24 protein-coding genes are annotated in these 16,373 nt (G+C 60.0%); 3 read left to right on the top strand and 21 right to left on the bottom strand.

Features of this window, described 5'->3' with window-relative positions; genetic code table 11:
• Positions 1–390, top strand: a complete 390-nt coding sequence (folB, locus tag LG281_RS01425) for a dihydroneopterin aldolase (protein WP_404403639.1) — start codon at positions 1–3, stop codon at positions 388–390.
• A complete protein-coding gene (gene folK, locus LG281_RS01420; protein WP_404403637.1) occupies positions 390–833 on the top strand; it encodes a 2-amino-4-hydroxy-6-hydroxymethyldihydropteridine diphosphokinase in 444 nt (147 codons plus the stop codon). The genes folB and folK overlap by 1 nt, the downstream gene beginning before the upstream one ends.
• On the opposite strand, the gene LG281_RS01415 is transcribed toward folK, so the two are convergent.
• The 5 genes from LG281_RS01415 to LG281_RS01395 form a co-directional block, all read right to left on the bottom strand.
• Positions 823–1,599, bottom strand: a complete 777-nt coding sequence (locus tag LG281_RS01415) for an ATP12 family chaperone protein (protein ID WP_404403635.1) — start codon at positions 1,597–1,599, stop codon at positions 823–825. The genes folK and LG281_RS01415 overlap by 11 nt on opposite strands.
• Positions 1,599–2,267 (bottom strand): HAD-IA family hydrolase, encoded by a 669-nt coding sequence (locus LG281_RS01410; RefSeq protein WP_404403633.1) that lies wholly within the window; start codon positions 2,265–2,267, stop codon positions 1,599–1,601. Before LG281_RS01410 ends, LG281_RS01415 begins: the two co-directional genes overlap by 1 nt.
• Positions 2,267–3,265, bottom strand: coding sequence for an RluA family pseudouridine synthase (locus LG281_RS01405; RefSeq protein ID WP_404403631.1), 999 nt, complete (start codon positions 3,263–3,265; stop codon positions 2,267–2,269). Before LG281_RS01405 ends, LG281_RS01410 begins: the two co-directional genes overlap by 1 nt.
• Before the next feature lie 75 nt (positions 3,266–3,340).
• Positions 3,341–4,678: a replication-associated recombination protein A gene (locus tag LG281_RS01400; protein WP_404406578.1), complete on the bottom strand. Its 1,338-nt coding sequence runs from the start codon at positions 4,676–4,678 to the stop codon at positions 3,341–3,343.
• Positions 4,675–6,066: a Do family serine endopeptidase gene (locus LG281_RS01395; protein WP_404403629.1), complete on the bottom strand. Its 1,392-nt coding sequence runs from the start codon at positions 6,064–6,066 to the stop codon at positions 4,675–4,677. The genes LG281_RS01400 and LG281_RS01395 overlap by 4 nt, the downstream gene beginning before the upstream one ends.
• 182 nt (positions 6,067–6,248) lie before the next feature.
• Between LG281_RS01395 and LG281_RS01390 the strand changes: the two genes are divergently transcribed.
• Entirely contained in the window at positions 6,249–7,400 is a 1,152-nt protein-coding gene (locus LG281_RS01390; protein WP_404403627.1) for a hypothetical protein, read from the top strand.
• Positions 7,401–7,465: 65 nt separating this feature from the next.
• On the opposite strand, the gene rplQ is transcribed toward LG281_RS01390, so the two are convergent.
• From rplQ to rplN, 16 genes are all read right to left on the bottom strand, one after another.
• The gene (gene rplQ / locus LG281_RS01385) at positions 7,466–7,891 is read right to left on the bottom strand and encodes a 50S ribosomal protein L17 (protein WP_404403625.1); all 426 of its coding nucleotides are present in this window, start codon (positions 7,889–7,891) and stop codon (positions 7,466–7,468) included.
• Positions 7,892–7,924: 33 nt separating this feature from the next.
• Positions 7,925–8,953: a DNA-directed RNA polymerase subunit alpha gene (locus LG281_RS01380; RefSeq protein WP_404403623.1), complete on the bottom strand. Its 1,029-nt coding sequence runs from the start codon at positions 8,951–8,953 to the stop codon at positions 7,925–7,927.
• 86 nt (positions 8,954–9,039) lie between these two features.
• Complete coding sequence (gene rpsK, locus LG281_RS01375; RefSeq protein WP_231805608.1) at positions 9,040–9,432, bottom strand: 30S ribosomal protein S11; 393 nt, start codon at positions 9,430–9,432, stop codon at positions 9,040–9,042.
• A gap of 84 nt (positions 9,433–9,516) precedes the next feature.
• Positions 9,517–9,885 (bottom strand): 30S ribosomal protein S13, encoded by a 369-nt coding sequence (gene rpsM, locus LG281_RS01370; protein WP_231805610.1) that lies wholly within the window; start codon positions 9,883–9,885, stop codon positions 9,517–9,519.
• 182 nt (positions 9,886–10,067) lie between these two features.
• On the bottom strand, positions 10,068–10,634 hold the full coding sequence (locus tag LG281_RS01365) for an adenylate kinase (protein ID WP_404403620.1): 567 nt from the start codon (positions 10,632–10,634) through the stop codon (positions 10,068–10,070).
• The gene (secY, locus tag LG281_RS01360; RefSeq protein ID WP_404403618.1) at positions 10,631–11,965 is read right to left on the bottom strand and encodes a preprotein translocase subunit SecY; all 1,335 of its coding nucleotides are present in this window, start codon (positions 11,963–11,965) and stop codon (positions 10,631–10,633) included. The genes LG281_RS01365 and secY overlap by 4 nt, the downstream gene beginning before the upstream one ends.
• 147 nt (positions 11,966–12,112) lie before the next feature.
• Positions 12,113–12,595, bottom strand: a complete 483-nt coding sequence (rplO, locus tag LG281_RS01355; protein ID WP_231805616.1) for a 50S ribosomal protein L15 — start codon at positions 12,593–12,595, stop codon at positions 12,113–12,115.
• A 15-nt stretch (positions 12,596–12,610) separates the two neighbouring features.
• Positions 12,611–12,799 (bottom strand): 50S ribosomal protein L30, encoded by a 189-nt coding sequence (rpmD, locus tag LG281_RS01350; protein ID WP_231805618.1) that lies wholly within the window; start codon positions 12,797–12,799, stop codon positions 12,611–12,613.
• 25 nt (positions 12,800–12,824) lie between these two features.
• Positions 12,825–13,355, bottom strand: a complete 531-nt coding sequence (gene rpsE / locus LG281_RS01345) for a 30S ribosomal protein S5 (RefSeq protein WP_231805620.1) — start codon at positions 13,353–13,355, stop codon at positions 12,825–12,827.
• 41 nt (positions 13,356–13,396) lie between these two features.
• Complete coding sequence (rplR, locus tag LG281_RS01340; protein WP_404403615.1) at positions 13,397–13,750, bottom strand: 50S ribosomal protein L18; 354 nt, start codon at positions 13,748–13,750, stop codon at positions 13,397–13,399.
• Between the two features lie 12 nt (positions 13,751–13,762).
• A complete protein-coding gene (gene rplF / locus LG281_RS01335) occupies positions 13,763–14,296 on the bottom strand; it encodes a 50S ribosomal protein L6 (protein WP_404403613.1) in 534 nt (177 codons plus the stop codon).
• Positions 14,297–14,347: 51 nt separating this feature from the next.
• Positions 14,348–14,746 (bottom strand): 30S ribosomal protein S8, encoded by a 399-nt coding sequence (rpsH, locus tag LG281_RS01330; protein ID WP_404403611.1) that lies wholly within the window; start codon positions 14,744–14,746, stop codon positions 14,348–14,350.
• A gap of 12 nt (positions 14,747–14,758) precedes the next feature.
• Positions 14,759–15,064: a 30S ribosomal protein S14 gene (rpsN, locus tag LG281_RS01325; protein ID WP_404403609.1), complete on the bottom strand. Its 306-nt coding sequence runs from the start codon at positions 15,062–15,064 to the stop codon at positions 14,759–14,761.
• Positions 15,065–15,100: 36 nt separating this feature from the next.
• Positions 15,101–15,655: a 50S ribosomal protein L5 gene (rplE, locus tag LG281_RS01320; protein WP_231805630.1), complete on the bottom strand. Its 555-nt coding sequence runs from the start codon at positions 15,653–15,655 to the stop codon at positions 15,101–15,103.
• Positions 15,648–15,962: a 50S ribosomal protein L24 gene (rplX, locus tag LG281_RS01315; protein ID WP_404403607.1), complete on the bottom strand. Its 315-nt coding sequence runs from the start codon at positions 15,960–15,962 to the stop codon at positions 15,648–15,650. Before rplX ends, rplE begins: the two co-directional genes overlap by 8 nt.
• Positions 15,962–16,330 carry a 50S ribosomal protein L14 gene (gene rplN / locus LG281_RS01310; protein WP_127143352.1) on the bottom strand — a complete coding sequence of 123 codons (369 nt, stop codon included), beginning with the start codon at positions 16,328–16,330 and terminating at the stop codon, positions 15,962–15,964. The genes rplX and rplN overlap by 1 nt, the downstream gene beginning before the upstream one ends.
• Positions 16,331–16,373 lie beyond the last annotated feature (43 nt).

Raw genomic sequence — 16,373 nt, 5'->3', positions numbered from 1 at the left:
ATGACAGATTCTTTCGCGGATCGGGACCGCATCGTTCTCGCCGGACTGGCATTCTACGGCTATCACGGGATTATGCCCGAGGAGAGCAAGCTCGGCCAACGCTTCCGTGTCGATCTCGAGATCGGTTTCGACATGACCGAGGCAGGGCGGACCGACGAGGTCGACGCCACGGTTTCATACGCCGACATCTACGATCTTGTGGAAACGGCCTTTCGCGAAAAGCGTTTCAAGCTCATCGAAGCCCTTGGCTATCACGTGATCGTACGGCTGTTTGGAACCTTCAAGCGGATCGAATGGGTCCGCATCCGCGTCCGCAAGCCCGAAGCGCCGCTGCCCATCGTTGCCGGAGAGGCGGCGATCGAGATCCTCCGTCGACGGAGCGATATCTGATGGCACAAGCCATTCTGGCGCTGGGCGCCAATATCGGAGACCCCACCCGCCAGATCACCGACGCCATCACCGCCATCGCGGCGCACCCAGCCATCAAGCTCGTAAAGGCCTCGACGGTGATCGTTACCCCACCCTGGGGCAAAACCGATCAGAACGACTTCCACAACGCGGCGGTGTCCATAGAAACCAGCCTCACCCCGGAAGCGCTGCTCGAAGCGTGTCTCACCATCGAGGAATCCCTGGGCCGCATCCGCGTCGAAAAATGGGGCCCGCGCCTGATCGATATCGACCTGATCGCCTACAACCACCTCGAGCTCGAAACCGAGACGCTGACGATCCCCCACCCCTATGCCCACGAACGCGATTTCGTCCTCGTCCCGGTCCGCGAGATCGCGCCGGACGTGGCGCAGTGGCTGGTGGAGAGGGGGCAGACTAAGCCTTGAGCCACCTGATCACATTGACCCCGGCATCGAACTCTATCCGCCGCTTCTTCCGCCGCTCGGACGCCTCGTAGTCTTCGCCCCAGTTCGATATCTGGTAGTCCTCATCCACATGCGCGGCAATCCACGCCTCTTCCGGGTCGACGAGCCCCTCATAGAGCGCAATCGCCAGCACACCGGATCCCATGATCCCGGTAACCGACACAAGCGCTGTCGCCGTCAGATGGTCCACCTCGGCAATCGCATTTCGAAGCCGATCGATCGTTTCAGGTGCCTGCTCCTTGTGCAGGATTCCGACAGTCGGCTCGAAGGTGACCGAAAAATACCTGGCAACCCGCACCAGCGCATCGTCCCAAATCTCTTCCTGCCGAGCCACCAGTTCACGCGGGCTATCCGCGCGATAAAAGAGCAGGTCGCTGCCGCAGAATTTGACAACTTCGGCCACAAGCGGATCCCGTGCCGCCTCCCCGCCCTCAATGCCTGAATTGATCAGCCGCACATGCGGCATCAAATCCGGATCAATGAAATCCCCCTGCCCGTGCCACTCGCTCGCCATCCTCTGCGCGAGTTCGAGATGCGGCACCACGACCGGAACCTTGGTCGGCGTCCGCGTCTGCCGCCCGTCGAGCGTAACCGCATAGCCGCCCTCCACTGGAGCGACGCCGACGTCCTTGTAGAACCGCTTGGGTAACTCCCGCCGCAGGTGCTTCTGCGCACGGCCATACCCGTCATCGCGATGTTCAAGTGCGTCTTCGAGAAATTCGCGCATCAGCCAAGCACTTCATCGATTGTTTCATTGAGGTCATCGTAATTCGTAACGATCATATCGGCGCCAGCCTCCTCCAGCGCAACCCGGTGGTGGTAACCCCAAGTCACACCGATCGTTTTCGCCCCCGCCGCACGCCCGAGCCCGATATCGAAGGTCGTATCGCCAATCATCACCGTTCGCCCGGGATGAATGCCCGTTTCCTCGCACGCACGCAGGATCATTCCCGGATGCGGCTTGGACGGATTATGGTCCGGCGTCTGCAGCGTGACGAAATGATCCGTCATCCCGTGCAGCGCTAAAATCCGGCTAACCCCATATAATCCCTTACCTGTCGCGATCCCCAAGAGCGACGCCTCGTGCGCCTTGAGCCGCAAAACAGCCTCCATGGCCCCGGCATAAAGCGGCTCGTGCCGCTCGCCTTCCGCCAGCATCGCCCGGTAATGCCCGCGATACGTCTCCGCCATCGCCGCACCGGTCTCGGCATCGCATTTGGCCAGATTCATCATCGCAACTTCGAGCGATAACCCTATGACGGAATTGCTCATTTCCCGTGTAGGCGCCTCAAGCCCATGCGAGAGGAACGTCGACGCCATATGCTCGGCGATGATCGACCCGGAATCGATCAAAGTCCCATCCATATCGAACATGATGAGCCGTGGTTCACTCATCACGCGTCCTCCGGATCGGCACTCTGCGCATCGTACCGCTCGGCATCGAAGCCCAAGAGATCAAAGGTCTTTTTCATATGCTCGGGCAACGGCGCCGTCACATCGAGCCGCTTGCCGCTGCGTAAGGGAAGCGACAGCCGCCGCGCATGTAGATGCAGCCCCTCCCCCAGATCCTCGGGCCGCTCCCAGTTCCAGTTCTCGAGGTTGAAATAGCGCGGATCGTCGAGGATCGGCGTCCCCAACTCCATCATGTGCACGCGCAACTGGTGCGTCCGCCCGGTCACCGGTTTGAGCGTCACCCAGGAAAACCGGTTCGCTGCGCTATCGGTCACAGAATAATAGCTCGTCGAATGCTGCGCACCTTCGGTCCCGTTCTCAACCACGATCATCTGCTCGCCGTCTCGCGTCGCCTGCTTGGCGAGAAAGCACGAAATCCGCCCCTGCCGCGGCGTCGGCGCCCCCACAACAACCGCCCAATAAATCTTCCGTGCCGACCGCGAGCGAAAAACGCTCCCGAAATGGCTCGCCGCCGCCCGCGTCTTGGCGACCAGCAGGCAGCCGGACGTATCGCGGTCCAGCCGATGGACAAGTCGTGGCGCCTCGCCCTTCTTGTTGGGCAGGCTCCGCAGCATCCCATCGATATGCCGCTTGGTCCCGGACCCGCCCTGCACGGCAAGCCCGTGTGGCTTGTTGAAAACGTAAACCTCATCATCCTCATAAAGGATCAGGCTGCGCAGGAATTCCGCGTCCTTGGGATTGATCTTAGACCCCTTGGGCTTGGGCATGTCGAGATCACCCAGCGGCGGCACGCGCACGATCTGCCCCGCCGAAAGCCGCGTACTGGTCTGCACCCGCCCGCTATCGACCCGCACCTGTCCGCTACGCAAGAGCTTCTGCAGCCGGCCAAAGCCGAGCCCCGAAAAATGAACCGAAAACCATCGGTCCAGCCGCATGCCATCTTCGTCGCGCGCCACTTCGCGCAATTGTACGCCGCTCATAGGTATTCCTTTAGTGCCATGCGCGCCTGATGGCGCCCTTCTAGCGCGAAACACACGCCGCGTCACATAAACCGTTCAGGATTTTCCGCTCTCGCGTTTGGTTGCGCGCAGCTTGGAGAAGTAATCCATCCGCTTGCGGATTTCCCGCTCGAACCCCCGCTCGACTGGCTGGTAAAAATTCTGCCGCCCTATCTTTTCGGGGAAATATTCCTGCCCCGAAAAGCCCTCCGGCGTGTCGTGATCGTATATATAGCCCTCGCCATACCCTTGCGACTTCATCATCTTGGTGGGCGCATTCAGAATGGTCATCGGCGGTGTGGGCGAGCCGGTTTGTTTGGCGAGCGCCAGAGCCGTGTTGTACGCGACCTCGATGGCGTTCGATTTCGGCGCCGTTGCGAGATAAACGACCACCTCGGCGAGTGCCAACTCCCCCTCGGGCGAACCGAGCATGTGATAGGCATCCTTGGCCGCGACCGCCAATGGGAGCGCCTGCGGGTCGGCCATGCCGATATCCTCAGATGCCATGCGGATCAACCGCCGCGCCAGATACATCGGATCCTCGCCCGCGTCGATCATGCGCGCGAAATAGTAAAGCGCCGCGTCCGGATCCGATCCCCGCACGGTCTTGTGCAGTGCCGAAATCAGGTTGTAGTGCCCGTCCTGCGATTTGTCGTAAATCGGAGCCCGGCGCTGCACGAGTTTCGTCAGCCCCTCATGGTCGAGAATATCATCGGAGCCCGTTGCGGCATAAATTTCCTCGACCAACCCCAAAAGCGCCCGCCCGTCCCCATCGGCCAGCGACATCAGCGTTTCCCGGGCCGTCTCGTCGACCGGGAGGGGCCGCTCCATCTCGGCCTCCGCCCGTTCGATCAGCGCGAATAGATCGTCGCGGTTGAGGCTCTCGAAACGCAGCACCTGCGCGCGCGACATCAGCGCCGCATTCAATTCGAAGCTCGGGTTCTCCGTCGTCGCGCCAACGAGGACGACCGTCCCATCCTCCATCACGGGCAGAAAGCTGTCCTGCTGCGCCCGGTTGAACCGATGGATTTCGTCGACGAACAACAGCGTACGCTGCCCCGCCCGCCGCGCCGTCCGCGCGGTCTCGAAAACCTTCTTAAGGTCCGCGACTCCGGAAAAAATCGCCGAAATCTGCTCGAACCGATATCCCGCCGCATCGGCGAGGAGCCGTGCGACCGTCGTCTTTCCGGTTCCCGGTGGCCCCCAGAGGATGAGCGAACCCAACCGGCCGGACGCAAGCATCCGGCGCAGGGTGCCGTCCTCGCCCAGGATATGCGTCTGCCCGATCACCTCATCGAGCGATTTGGGCCGCAGCTTGTCGGCAAGTGGACGCTCGCCGTCGATCTCCTCGGGCCGGGACGACGGGATATCATCTGGAAAAAGGTCAGTCATCAGCCACTCACGAAGGAACGGATCACCTGTCCGTCCCGCTGCAATATAATATGCCAGCTTTGCGGGCGCTGGCTGGCCAGGGATTCGAAGATCTCAATATCACGGATTTCGATCCCATTCAGCGCCAACACGATATCATCGGGCCTCAGGCCCAGACGGTGCGCCGGACTGCCCGGCTCGACATCGACGATAACCACGCCCTCCGCCGAAAAGCTCAACCCCATCGACTGCGCCCGGTACGGTGTAAGTTCGACCGCCTTCGTACCCGCAAAGCGCGTATTGCCCGAAATCGTGACCTGCCGCTCCTCGCCCTCTGACGGAGCGTTTAAAGTAATCGGTACGCGCATTTCCTGGCCATCGCGAAATATGGTGAATTCGGCTTCCATCCCAACCGGGTGCGTCGCAACGCGGTAATCCAAACTTTCGGGGTCCTGTACAGGAAATCCATCAATCGCCGTAACAACGTCGCCGGACATAAGGCCTGCTTGGCCCGCCGGGCTTTCCGGCGCGACTTCGGTCACGAGCGCACCGCGCGGCACGTCAATCCCCAGGCTATCGGCAAGTGCGCTGTCGAGCGCCTGCAATTGCGCGCCCAGCCAGGGGCGGACAATTTCGCCCCCGCGCGCCGCCGCGTCCCTGATCACGGCAGCCATATTGGACGGAATCGCGAACCCAATCCCCTGCGAGCCACCAGACCTTGTGAAGATCGCGGTGTTGATGCCCACAAGCCTACCGGTCATATCGACAAGCGCGCCACCGGAATTGCCCGGATTGATCGCTGCATCGGTCTGGATAAAAAATTGATAATCCGTAATGCCCATCCCCGTACGCGCCAGCGCCGAAACGATGCCGCTGGAGACCGACTGGCCGACACCGAACGGATTGCCGATCGCCAAGACGAGATCACCGACCGCTAACGCGTCGGAATTGGCAAACTCAACGATTGGGAACGTCCGGTCGGCATTGCGGACCTTGAGCACAGCGAGGTCGGTCGCCGCATCGGCTAGCACCAGGTCCACCGGATACTCGCGGCCCTCGACAGTCACGACACGAATATCGGTCGCGCCTTCGACCACATGGTTGTTGGTAAGGATCAAGCCGTCTTCGGCAACGATAACCCCCGACCCCAGCGATTGCGAAGCCTGCGGGCGCTGCCGGAAAAACGGAGCCCCTCCGAAAAACCGCTCGAAAAACGGATCGCCGAAGCTCAGACGCTGTTCGGTGACCTTGGTGGCAAAGACGTTGACGACCGCTGGCGCCACGGTCTCAACGACCGGTGCATAGCTCAGCCTAACCTCTGCTTGAGACTGCGGAACCTCGCGCGCGATCTGCGCTTGTGCCGGTGCTACCGAAACAAGAAGCGCGATCAGAAAAACAGCTACGCGGGACATAACCTTGCCTCCATAAAATGAACCTGCAAACCTTTGCATCTGCATCCACGATTTGACGGGATTGGGACATGCACGAGCACAGAATCGTCATCAAGCTCCCCTAATGAAAAATGGTCATTGCGAAGGGGCGCAATGCGCCCTATAAGCCCGCGCTTTCAACTTCTCTCATGAGGGTCCCGTGAATGGACATCGCCGCTCAGCGCGCCTACGCCACTACCGCCGAATTGATCACAGCTGAGGAACCGGATTATCCGGCCTTCCTGTTCTCCGAACGCATTCTGGTCAACACGATCAAAACGTTTCAGTCCAATTTCGACGGCCTCCTGACCTACGCGGTGAAGGCTAATCCTTCCCGCCACATTCTTGAGATCATGCATCGCGAGGGGCTCAAGGCCTTCGACGTCGCCTCGAACCGCGAAATGGCAATGATCGAGGAAACAGCGCCCGGCGCCGCCCTTCACTACAACAACCCGATCAAATCGCGCCGCGAGATTCAGCGCGCCTATGAAGACCACGGCGTGCGCTCCTTCACCATCGACCATGTCGCCCAACTCGACCAGCTCGCCGCGGTGATCCCGCCCAGTGAAGATGTCGAGGTCACCATCCGGTTCAAGGCGGGCAAGGCGCTCAAGTCCTACGACTTCGGCACCAAGTTCGGCGTCATGGAAGAAGGTGCGGTCGCCATCTGCACACTCGCCAAGGCAATGGGATATTCCACCTCGCTGTGTTTCCATGTCGGCAGCCAGTGTGAAGAAGCCTACGCCTATGAACGCCACATCGCCGCCGCCGGCCGAATCGCTCAGCAAGCGGGGATTGAGCTCAAGCGGCTCAATGTCGGCGGAGGCTTCCCGGCCACCTACCCGTCGAGCTCAGCGCCCCCGCTCGAGGTTTACTTCGAAACGATCAAAACCGCTGTGGCAGATACCTTCGGCTCGAGTGTACCCCAGTTGATCGCCGAACCCGGCCGTGGCCTCGTCACGGCCTCAACCTCCCTGCTCCTGCGTGTCAAACACCAGCGCGGCGAGCAATCGGTCTATCTCAACGATGGCGTCTACGGCTCGCTCATGGAGGCTATGATCCTCGAATTCATGCCCCCGCTCAGGGTTTGGCGCGGCGACCGCATCCTCACCGGCGAGAGCTGGACCTTCACCATCTTCGGCCCGACCTGCGACAGCTGGGACATGATGCCCCAGAAATTCGTTCTGCCAGAATCCATCACCGAGGACGATTACATCGAGTTTGGTCTGATGGGCGCCTATACCCAGGCCTCGTTAACCCCGTTCAATGGCTTCGACCGCCGCGATCTCTATCGCGTGGACGACATCCTCGTCTGATCCCCGAACAAAAAAGGCCCGGAGCAATCCGGGCCTTTCCAATAATCTGGATCGAACGTGCAGGCTTACGCCGCTTCGCTCTCCTCGCCGCCCTGCTCGGCGGTCGGGCCCGAATCCTGGCCGCGTGCACTGACGTCGCGGTCTACGAACTCGATCACGGCCATCGGCGCATTGTCGCCGTGGCGGAAGCCAGCTTTGAGGACGCGGGTATAACCGCCGTTGCGGTCCTTGTAGCGCGGACCAAGAACCTCAAAGAGCTTCTTGGCCATCGCTTCGTCACCGATCTGGGCGGCCGCCTGACGGCGCGCATGCAGGTCGCCGCGCTTACCCAGCGTGATGAGCTTTTCAACGATCGGACGCAGATCCTTCGCCTTGGGAAGGGTCGTGACGATCTGTTCGTGCTTGATAAGGGCCGCGGACATGTTCTTGAACATCGCCTTGCGATGCGAAGAGGTCCGGTTCAGTTTGCGGCCGGATTTACCGTGACGCATGGTACTCTCCTAGTATCTGATCCGAGCGGAAGATCAGTAATGATCTTCGTAACGCTTGGCGAGGTCTTCAATGTTTTCAGGCGGCCAGTTGGCGACATCCATCCCGAGATGGAGCCCCATCTGGGCCAAGACTTCCTTGATCTCATTCAACGACTTGCGCCCGAAGTTCGGCGTGCGAAGCATCTCCGCTTCCGTCTTCTGAATGAGATCGCCGATGTACACGATATTGTCGTTCTTGAGGCAGTTGGCCGAACGCACCGAAAGCTCGAGTTCGTCCACCTTCTTGAGCAGCGCCGGGTTGAAGGCAAGCTCGGGGGTGGATTCTTCGGTCTTCTCTTTGGTTGGCTCTTCGAAATTGACGAAGACCGAAAGCTGGTCCTGAACGATGCGGGCTGCAAAAGCGAGCGCATCTTCCGGGGTCACCGAACCGTTGGTCTCGATCTGAACGGTTAGCTTGTCGAAGTCGAGATTCTGGCCCTCGCGGGTCTTTTCGACCTTGTAGCTGACGCGCTTGACCGGAGAAAACAGCGCATCGACTGCGATATAGCCAATCGGCGCATCTTCGGGGCGATTGCGGTCGGCAGGTACATAACCCTTGCCGGTATTGACCGTGAATTCGATATTGATCTCGGCACCGTCATCGAGATGGCAAATAACCAGCTCGGGATTCAGGATTTCAATATCGCCGGTCGTCTTGATATCGCCGGCGGTCACGGCGCCGGGGCCCTGCTTGGAAAGCGTCAGACGCTTCGGACCCTCATCAGCCATCTTGACGGCAATTTCCTTGACGTTGAGGACAAGGTCCGTCACGTCTTCACGCACGCCCGGGATCGACGAGAATTCGTGCAGCACACCGTCGATCTGGATCGCGGTGATCGCCGCGCCCTGCAGCGAAGACAGCAGAACGCGGCGCAGCGTATTGCCCAGGGTCAAGCCATAGCCGCGTTCAAGCGGCTCGGCGACCACGGAAGCTACGCGCGCGGCATCGCTGCCCGGAATAACGTCCAGCTTGGTCGGCTTGATGAGTTCTTGCCAGTTTTTCTGGATCATCACGTTGAACATCCTTTCAAAAGTGCGGCCCTGCCCCGGCCGCCATGCCGCAAACCGAAACGAACCCCCGCTTCTTCAAAAGCGAGGGCCCGGTCACATCAGACGCGACGCCGCTTGCGCGGCCGGCATCCGTTGTGAGGGATGGATGTAACGTCCCGGATCGAAGTGACGGTAAAACCAGCGGCCTGAAGAGCACGCAGAGCGGACTCACGCCCTGAACCCGGCCCACGAACCTCGACTTCGAGGGTCTTCATGCCGTGTTCCTGCGCCTTGCGGGCAGCGTCTTCGGCAGCCATCTGGGCGGCATAAGGGGTCGACTTACGCGAACCCTTGAAGCCCATCGTACCCGCAGACGACCAGGAAATCGTATTTCCCTGAACGTCGGTGATGGTAACCATCGTGTTGTTGAACGAGGCGTTTACATGTGCAACGCCAGCACTGATATTCTTGCGCTCGCGACGGCGAACGCGGGTGGTGTCAGTTCTTGCCATTTACTTCCTCTATTCGATCTCAACGCTGCCCTGACCGGCTTCCGGTACGGGCAGCTCCACCGAAGACTCCGGGGGTCCGGAGGCTTATTTCTTCTTGCCGGCGATCGGCTTGGCCGGACCCTTGCGGGTACGGGCATTCGTGTGGGTACGCTGACCGCGCACCGGCAGACCGCGGCGATGCCGCAATCCGCGATAATTGCCAAGATCCATCAAACGCTTGATGTTCATGGCCGTGTTCCGCCGCAAATCACCCTCGACCACATAATCGCGGTCAATGGTTTCACGGATCTGGATTACTTCGGCGTCAGTCAGATCATTGACGCGGCGTTCCGCCGGAATGCTGACTTTTTCGCAGATTTCAGAGGCCATCTTTGGCCCAATCCCGTGAATGTACTGAAGCGCGATAACAACGCGCTTGTTCGTCGGGATATTGACGCCAGCAATACGAGCCACGCCGGATCTCCTAATCTAACCTGAGGGCTTACCGCCCCACTTCGTTCAACAACAAGGGACCGGCATCCGATCCCCCTCACCAGTGGAAGGAACCGAATCCAGCCCTCGAGAATTCCTGAGACTGGGCGCGGTTCTAAGGGCTCGACGGAAGAAAGTCAACTCCGAGTCAAGCCCCAATTCAACTATTCGATCGCCGCCTTTATCGAGGCGGTCACTTCATCGATCGGCTTCATGCCGTCGACCGAGCGCAACAGGCCCTGTTTGGCATAAAAGCTGACCAGCGGCGCGGTTTGTTCGTTGTAAACCACGAGCCGCTTGCGCAACACGTCCTCATTGTCATCCGCCCGCGCACCGCCGGTTTCCCTGGCCCGGTTGATAATGCGCTCGATCAGAATCTCGGGATCGGCCTTGATCTCAACGACGGCATCAAGCTTTAGGCCTTTGGCATCGAGCATATCGTCCAGCGACTCTGCTTGCGCGATGGTGCGCGGAAAGCCGTCGAGAATGAAGCCATTCGCGCAATCCGGTTCGTCCATGCGCTCAGAAATGATACCCGATACGATCGTGTCGGACACAAGGTCACCCCGGTCCACAATCGCCTTAGCCTCAAGTCCCAGAGGCGTTTCGGCCTTGATCGCCGCCCGCAGCATGTCGCCCGTTGAAAGCTGCGGAATGTCATATGTTTCGACGAGGATCTGCGCCTGCGTCCCCTTCCCCGCACCCGGGGGCCCCAACAGTACAAGCCTCATCTACGACGTCCTCCCAAGCGAGATTTCTTGATCATACCTTCGTACTGCTGCGCAATGAGGTGGCTCTGGATCTGGCTGACCGTATCGAGCGTCACCGTCACCATGATGAGCAGCGAAGTGCCCCCGAGGAACGCGGAAATATTGAGCTGGCTCAGGAAAATTTCCGGAAGAAGGGCAACGAAAGTGAGATAGAGCGCGCCGACGACCGTGATGCGTGTCAGCACATAGTCGATATGCTGCGCCGTCCGCTCACCGGGCCGGATGCCGGGAATGAACCCGCCAGACCGCTTGAGGTTATCGGCGGTCTCGGTCGGGTTGAAGACGATCGAGGTATAAAAGAACGAGAAGAAGATGATCATCGCGGCGAACAGCCCGAGATAGAGCGGCTGGCCGCGCCCGAGCACCGCCGAGATCACCTGCAGCCACTGCGGCGCGTCGGCCTGCGCGGTAAATGTCGCGATCGTCGCGGGCAGAAGAAGCAGCGAGGACGAGAAGATCACCGGAATGACACCAGCCGTATTGAGCTTCAGCGGCAGGTGCGAAGTGTCGCCCTGATACATCTTGTTGCCCACCTGACGCTTCGGATACTGGATCAGAAGCCGCCGCTGGGCGCGTTCGAAAAAGACGATGATGGCAATCACCGCGATCCCGGCGAGAAGAATGCCGACAACCGCGATAGTCGGCAGCGCACCGGTCCGGCTCAATTCGAGCGTCTGTGCGATGGTGGTCGGCAGGGACGCAACAATACCGGCGAAAATGATCAGCGAAATGCCGTTACCGACGCCGCGCGAAGTCACCTGCTCGCCAAGCCACATAAGGAACATGGTGCCGCCCACGAGCGTGATGATCGTCGAAATGCGGAAGAACCAGCCTGGATCCGCAACCACGCCCTCGCTCGCCTCAAGCCCAATGGCAATGCCGTAGGCCTGAACGGCGCAGAAGACGACAGTGAGATACCGCGTGTATTGGTTGAGCTTGCGACGCCCGCTCTCGCCTTCCTTCTTGAGCTGTTCGAGTTTGGGCGATGCCGTCGAGAGCACCTGCACCACGATCGAGGCCGTAATATAGGGAATGAGGTTCAGCGCAAAGATGGCCAGCCGCTCCACGGCGCCACCGGCGAACATGTTGAACAAGCCAAAAATGCCGCCCTGAGCCTGTTGGAAGGTGGCGGCGAACGCATCGGGGTCGATGCCGGGGATCGGGATATAGGTGCCGAGGCGGTAAACGAGCAGAGCGCCCAGGGTGAAAAGGATTCGCTTTTGCAGGTCCTTGGCTTTCGAGAACGTCGAAAAGCTCATATTGCGGGCCAGTTGCTCGGCTGCAGACGCCATGACGGCTCCCCTACTCCAAAAAAGAGCAAATCAAAGGGCCATGATCGGCCCCAAAGAAAAGACAATGCTCTGATATAGTCAGAGCGCGCCCCCGTGCAATCCCATTGAAACGGGAATCTCGAGAGCGCGCTCCTTGGTCGCTACGAATTATTCGCCCTGGGCGGCCTTGCCGACCACCTCGACCTTGCCGCCGGCGGCTTCGATCGCGGCGATGGCGCCGGCCGATGCGTGCGCGACTTTAAAGGTCACCTTCTTGGCGGAGAATTCGGTGTTTCCGTTGATCAACCGCACGCCATCCTTGGCGCGACGGATCACACCGGCCTTAACCAGCGCTTCGGCATCCACGACACCCTTGGCGTCGAGCTTGCCGCTGTCGATATAGGCCTGGATCCGGTCAAGACGCACAGCATTCCACTTCTTGGCGAACGCGTTGTTGAAGCCGCGCTTGGGCATCCGCATATGGAGCGGCATTTGCCCGCCTTCGAAGCCGTTGATCGCAACGCCCGAACGGGACTTCTGCCCCTTGACGCCACGGCCGCCGGTTTTGCCGAGGCCCGAACCGATACCACGGCCAACGCGGACACGCGCCTTGTTTGCACCGGGCTTATCGGCAATCTCGTTGAGTTTCATGATTGCAAATCCCTCTTACTGCTCGTCCACGACGCGGACGAGGTGGGCAACTTTCGCGATCATGCCACGGACCGAAGGAGTATCTTCGAGTTCCCGGCGGCGATGCATCTTGTTGAGCCCCAACCCCACAAGCGTCGCGCGCTGATCTTCCTTGCGGCGGATCGGGCTGCCGATCTGCTCGACGATGAGCGTCTTCTTAGCCATTGTTCTTCTCCGTCCTCACGCCAGCTTAGGCTTCGACGGCAGCTTCGCCGCGGCGAGCCTGCAGTTCGGAAACCTTGAGACCCCGGCGCGCAGCGACCGAGCGCGGGCTGTCGACATTCTTGAGCGCTTCGAAAGTCGCCCGCACCATGTTGTAAGGATTCTGCGAACCCTGCGACTTGGCGACGATGTCGTTGATGCCCAACGTTTCGAAAACGGCGCGCATCGGACCACCGGCAATGATACCGGTACCGGCCGGAGCCGCACGCAGGATCACCTTACCCGCGCCGTGACGGCCGGTAACGTCGTGATGCAGCGTACGGGCTTCACGTAGCGGCACGCGGATCATCTGACGCTTGGCCTGTTCGGTCGCTTTGCGGATGGCTTCAGGCACTTCACGCGCCTTGCCGTGACCGAAACCGACGCGGCCCTTCTGATCGCCAACGACCACGAGCGCGGCAAAACCGAACCGCCGGCCGCCCTTCACCACTTTGGCGACGCGATTGATATGCACCAGGCGATCTACAAACTCGCTGTCGCGCTCTTGAATGTCTCTCATCGTCTCAACCAGCTCTTATGTTTTGCGTTCAAGTTGGCTTCTTAGAAGCGCAACCCGCCCTCGCGGGCGGCATCGGCCAGAGCTTTCACCCGGCCATGGAAAATATAGCCGCCGCGGTCGAAAACGACTTCGCCCACACCGGCCTTGGTGGCGCGCTCGGCCAAGACCTTGCCGACCTGAGCGGCAGCGGCCTGGTTGGCGCCATTATCGATCTTGAGATCCTTCTCGAGCGAAGAGGCGGACGCCAGCGTGCGCCCGGCCGCATCGTCGATGATCTGCGCGTAAATGTTCTTCTCCGACCGGAAGACCGAAAGACGCGGACGGCCATTGGCACGCGCCTTGATGGCCTTGCGGACCCGCGCCTTGCGGCGGTCGACACCCGAAATCTTAGCCATTGTGACCAATCCTTACTTCTTCTTGCCTTCCTTGCGGTAAATGTGCTCGTCCTCATAACGAACACCCTTACCCTTATAGGGCTCCGGTGGCCGGAACTCGCGGATATTGGCCGCGACCTGGCCGACCTGCTGTTTGTCGATGCCCGAAACAACGATTTCCGTCTGGGTCGGCGCAGCAAGCTGAATGCCATCGGGCGCCTTGAAGATCACTTCATGGGAAAACCCGAGTGAGAGCTTGAGATCCGAACCCTGCATCTGAGCACGATAACCCACGCCATTGATCACGAGCTTGCGCTCGAAGCCCTTGGACACGCCATCGACGATGTTTTGCACCATAGTGCGCGACATCCCCCAGGCCGACCGGGCCTCGCGGCTATCGTCATAGGGCGTCACCACAACGCCGTCATCGGACATTTCGGGCTTGACCCAATCGATGAGCTCGACGCTCAGCTCGCCCTTCGGGCCCTTGGCGCTGACCGTCTGGCCATCCACCGTGACCGTCACGCCGCTGACCGGAGCAATCGGCTTTTTGCCAATACGCGACATTTTCTTCGCCTTTTCGTCTTCTCTTTGCTGTGTGGTGCCGCCCTGCCGTCTTTAGAAGACGCGGCAGAGCACCTCACCGCCAACATTTTCAGCCCGCGCTTGATGATCGGCCAGCACGCCCTTGGGAGTGCTGAGGATCGAAACACCCAGACCATTGCCGACAACGGGAATATTCTTGACGGATGCGTAAACCCGGCGACCGGGTTTGGACACCCTCTGCAGCTCACGGATGACCGGCTGGTTTTCCGAGTACTTCAGCTCGATGCTGAACTCAGGCAAACCGTTAGCGCTGGTCTCTTCGGTATAGCCGCGAATGAAGCCCTCGGACTTGAGGACGTCCAGGACGTGGGCCCGCAGCTTGGAAGCCGGAGTGCGCACAACGTCGCGACGGCGCATCTGCGCATTGCGGATGCGGGTCAGCATATCGCCAAGCGGATCGATAAGTGTCATGTTCTTTCTTCCTTACCAGCTCGACTTGACCAGGCCGGGGATCTTACCCATGTTCCCGAGCTCACGCAGCGCAACGCGGCTGAGCTTGAGCTTGCGGTAATACCCACGCGGACGGCCCGATACTTCGCAGCGGTTGCGCACTCGCACGGGCGACGCGTTGCGCGGCAGTTCGGCGAGCTTGAGCTGCGCAGCAAAACGCTCTTCGAACGACAGCGTCTCGTCCTTGGCCTTGGCCTTCAAAGCCGCACGCTTGTTGGCGTACTGCTTGGCGAGCTTGGCGCGGCGCTTGTTCTTCTCGACGGCGCTTACTTTAGCCATTTAAGTCTCTCTTTCGTCTCTCTTCCCTGCCCCGGACTACTGCCGGAACGGGAAATTGAAAGCCCTGAGAAGCGCACGCGCTTCGTCGTCGGTCTTCGCCGTGGTTGTGATGATCACATCCATGCCCCAGACCTGCTCGATCTGGTCGTAGTTGATCTCGGGGAACACGATATGTTCCTTGATACCCATGGCGTAGTTGCCGCGGCCATCGAAGCTCTTGGGGTTAAGCCCGCGAAAGTCGCGGACACGCGGCAGCGCCACGTTCACCAGGCGGTCGATGAATTCGTACATCTGCGCGCGACGCAGCGTGACCTTGACACCCAGCGGCATGCCTTCACGGACCTTGAAGCCGGCAATCGACTTGCGGGCATAGGTGATAACAGGCTTCTGCCCGGCAATCTTCTCAAGGTCGGCCAGCGCAGCCTTCACCTTCTTGCTGTCGCCGACAGCCTCGCCGACACCCATGTTGAGAACGACCTTCTCAAGCTTGGGCACCTGCATGGGATTCGTATAGTTGAAGGTCTCGGTGAGACCGGCGCGCACCACATCTTCATAATGTGTGCGCAAGCGCGGAATGTAAGTCTCAGCCATCGATCACTTCTCCAGAACGCTTAGCGACGCGCTTCTTGACGCCGTCTTCGATCTTGAAACCGACGCGAGTCGGCTTGTTTTCCTTGGCGTCCAAAAGAGCAATATTGCTCAGATGGATCGGTGCTTCCTTGGTGATGATCCCGGCATCCTGGGTCTGCGTCTGACGCTGGTGGCGTTTGACGAGATTGATGCCCGAAACGACCGCCCGGGTCTTGGACGGGATGACCTGCAGCACTTCGCCGGTCTTGCCCTTGTCCTTGCCGGTCAACACGATGACCTTGTCACCCTTTTTGATCTTGGCAGCCATTACAGCACCTCCGGGGCGAGCGAGATGATCTTCATGTGGTTCTTGGCGCGCAACTCACGCGGAACCGGGCCGAAGATACGGGTCCCGACGGGTTCCTTGTTGTTGTTGATGATCACCGCAGCATTACGGTCGAAACGGATCACGGTGCCATCGGGGCGGCGGATATCGGACGCGGTGCGAACCACCACGGCCTTCATCACCTGGCCCTTCTTGACGCGGCCGCGCGGGATTGCGTCCTTGACCGACACCACGATGATGTCGCCAACCGACGCATACTTGCGATGCGAACCGCCCAGCACCTTGATGCACATAACACGACGGGCGCCGGAATTATCGGCGACGTCGAGATTTGTTTGCATCTGAATCATGACTGGTTGCCTTCTTCTATCTTAGGGTCCACCGTCATGCCGG

Origin of the sequence: Pelagibacterium halotolerans (genome assembly GCF_044811015.1) — a bacterium.
Taxonomy (GTDB): domain Bacteria; phylum Pseudomonadota; class Alphaproteobacteria; order Rhizobiales; family Devosiaceae; genus Pelagibacterium; species Pelagibacterium halotolerans_A.
Note: the sequence above shows the minus strand (reverse complement) of the source record. Positions and strands in the feature narration are given on the sequence as shown.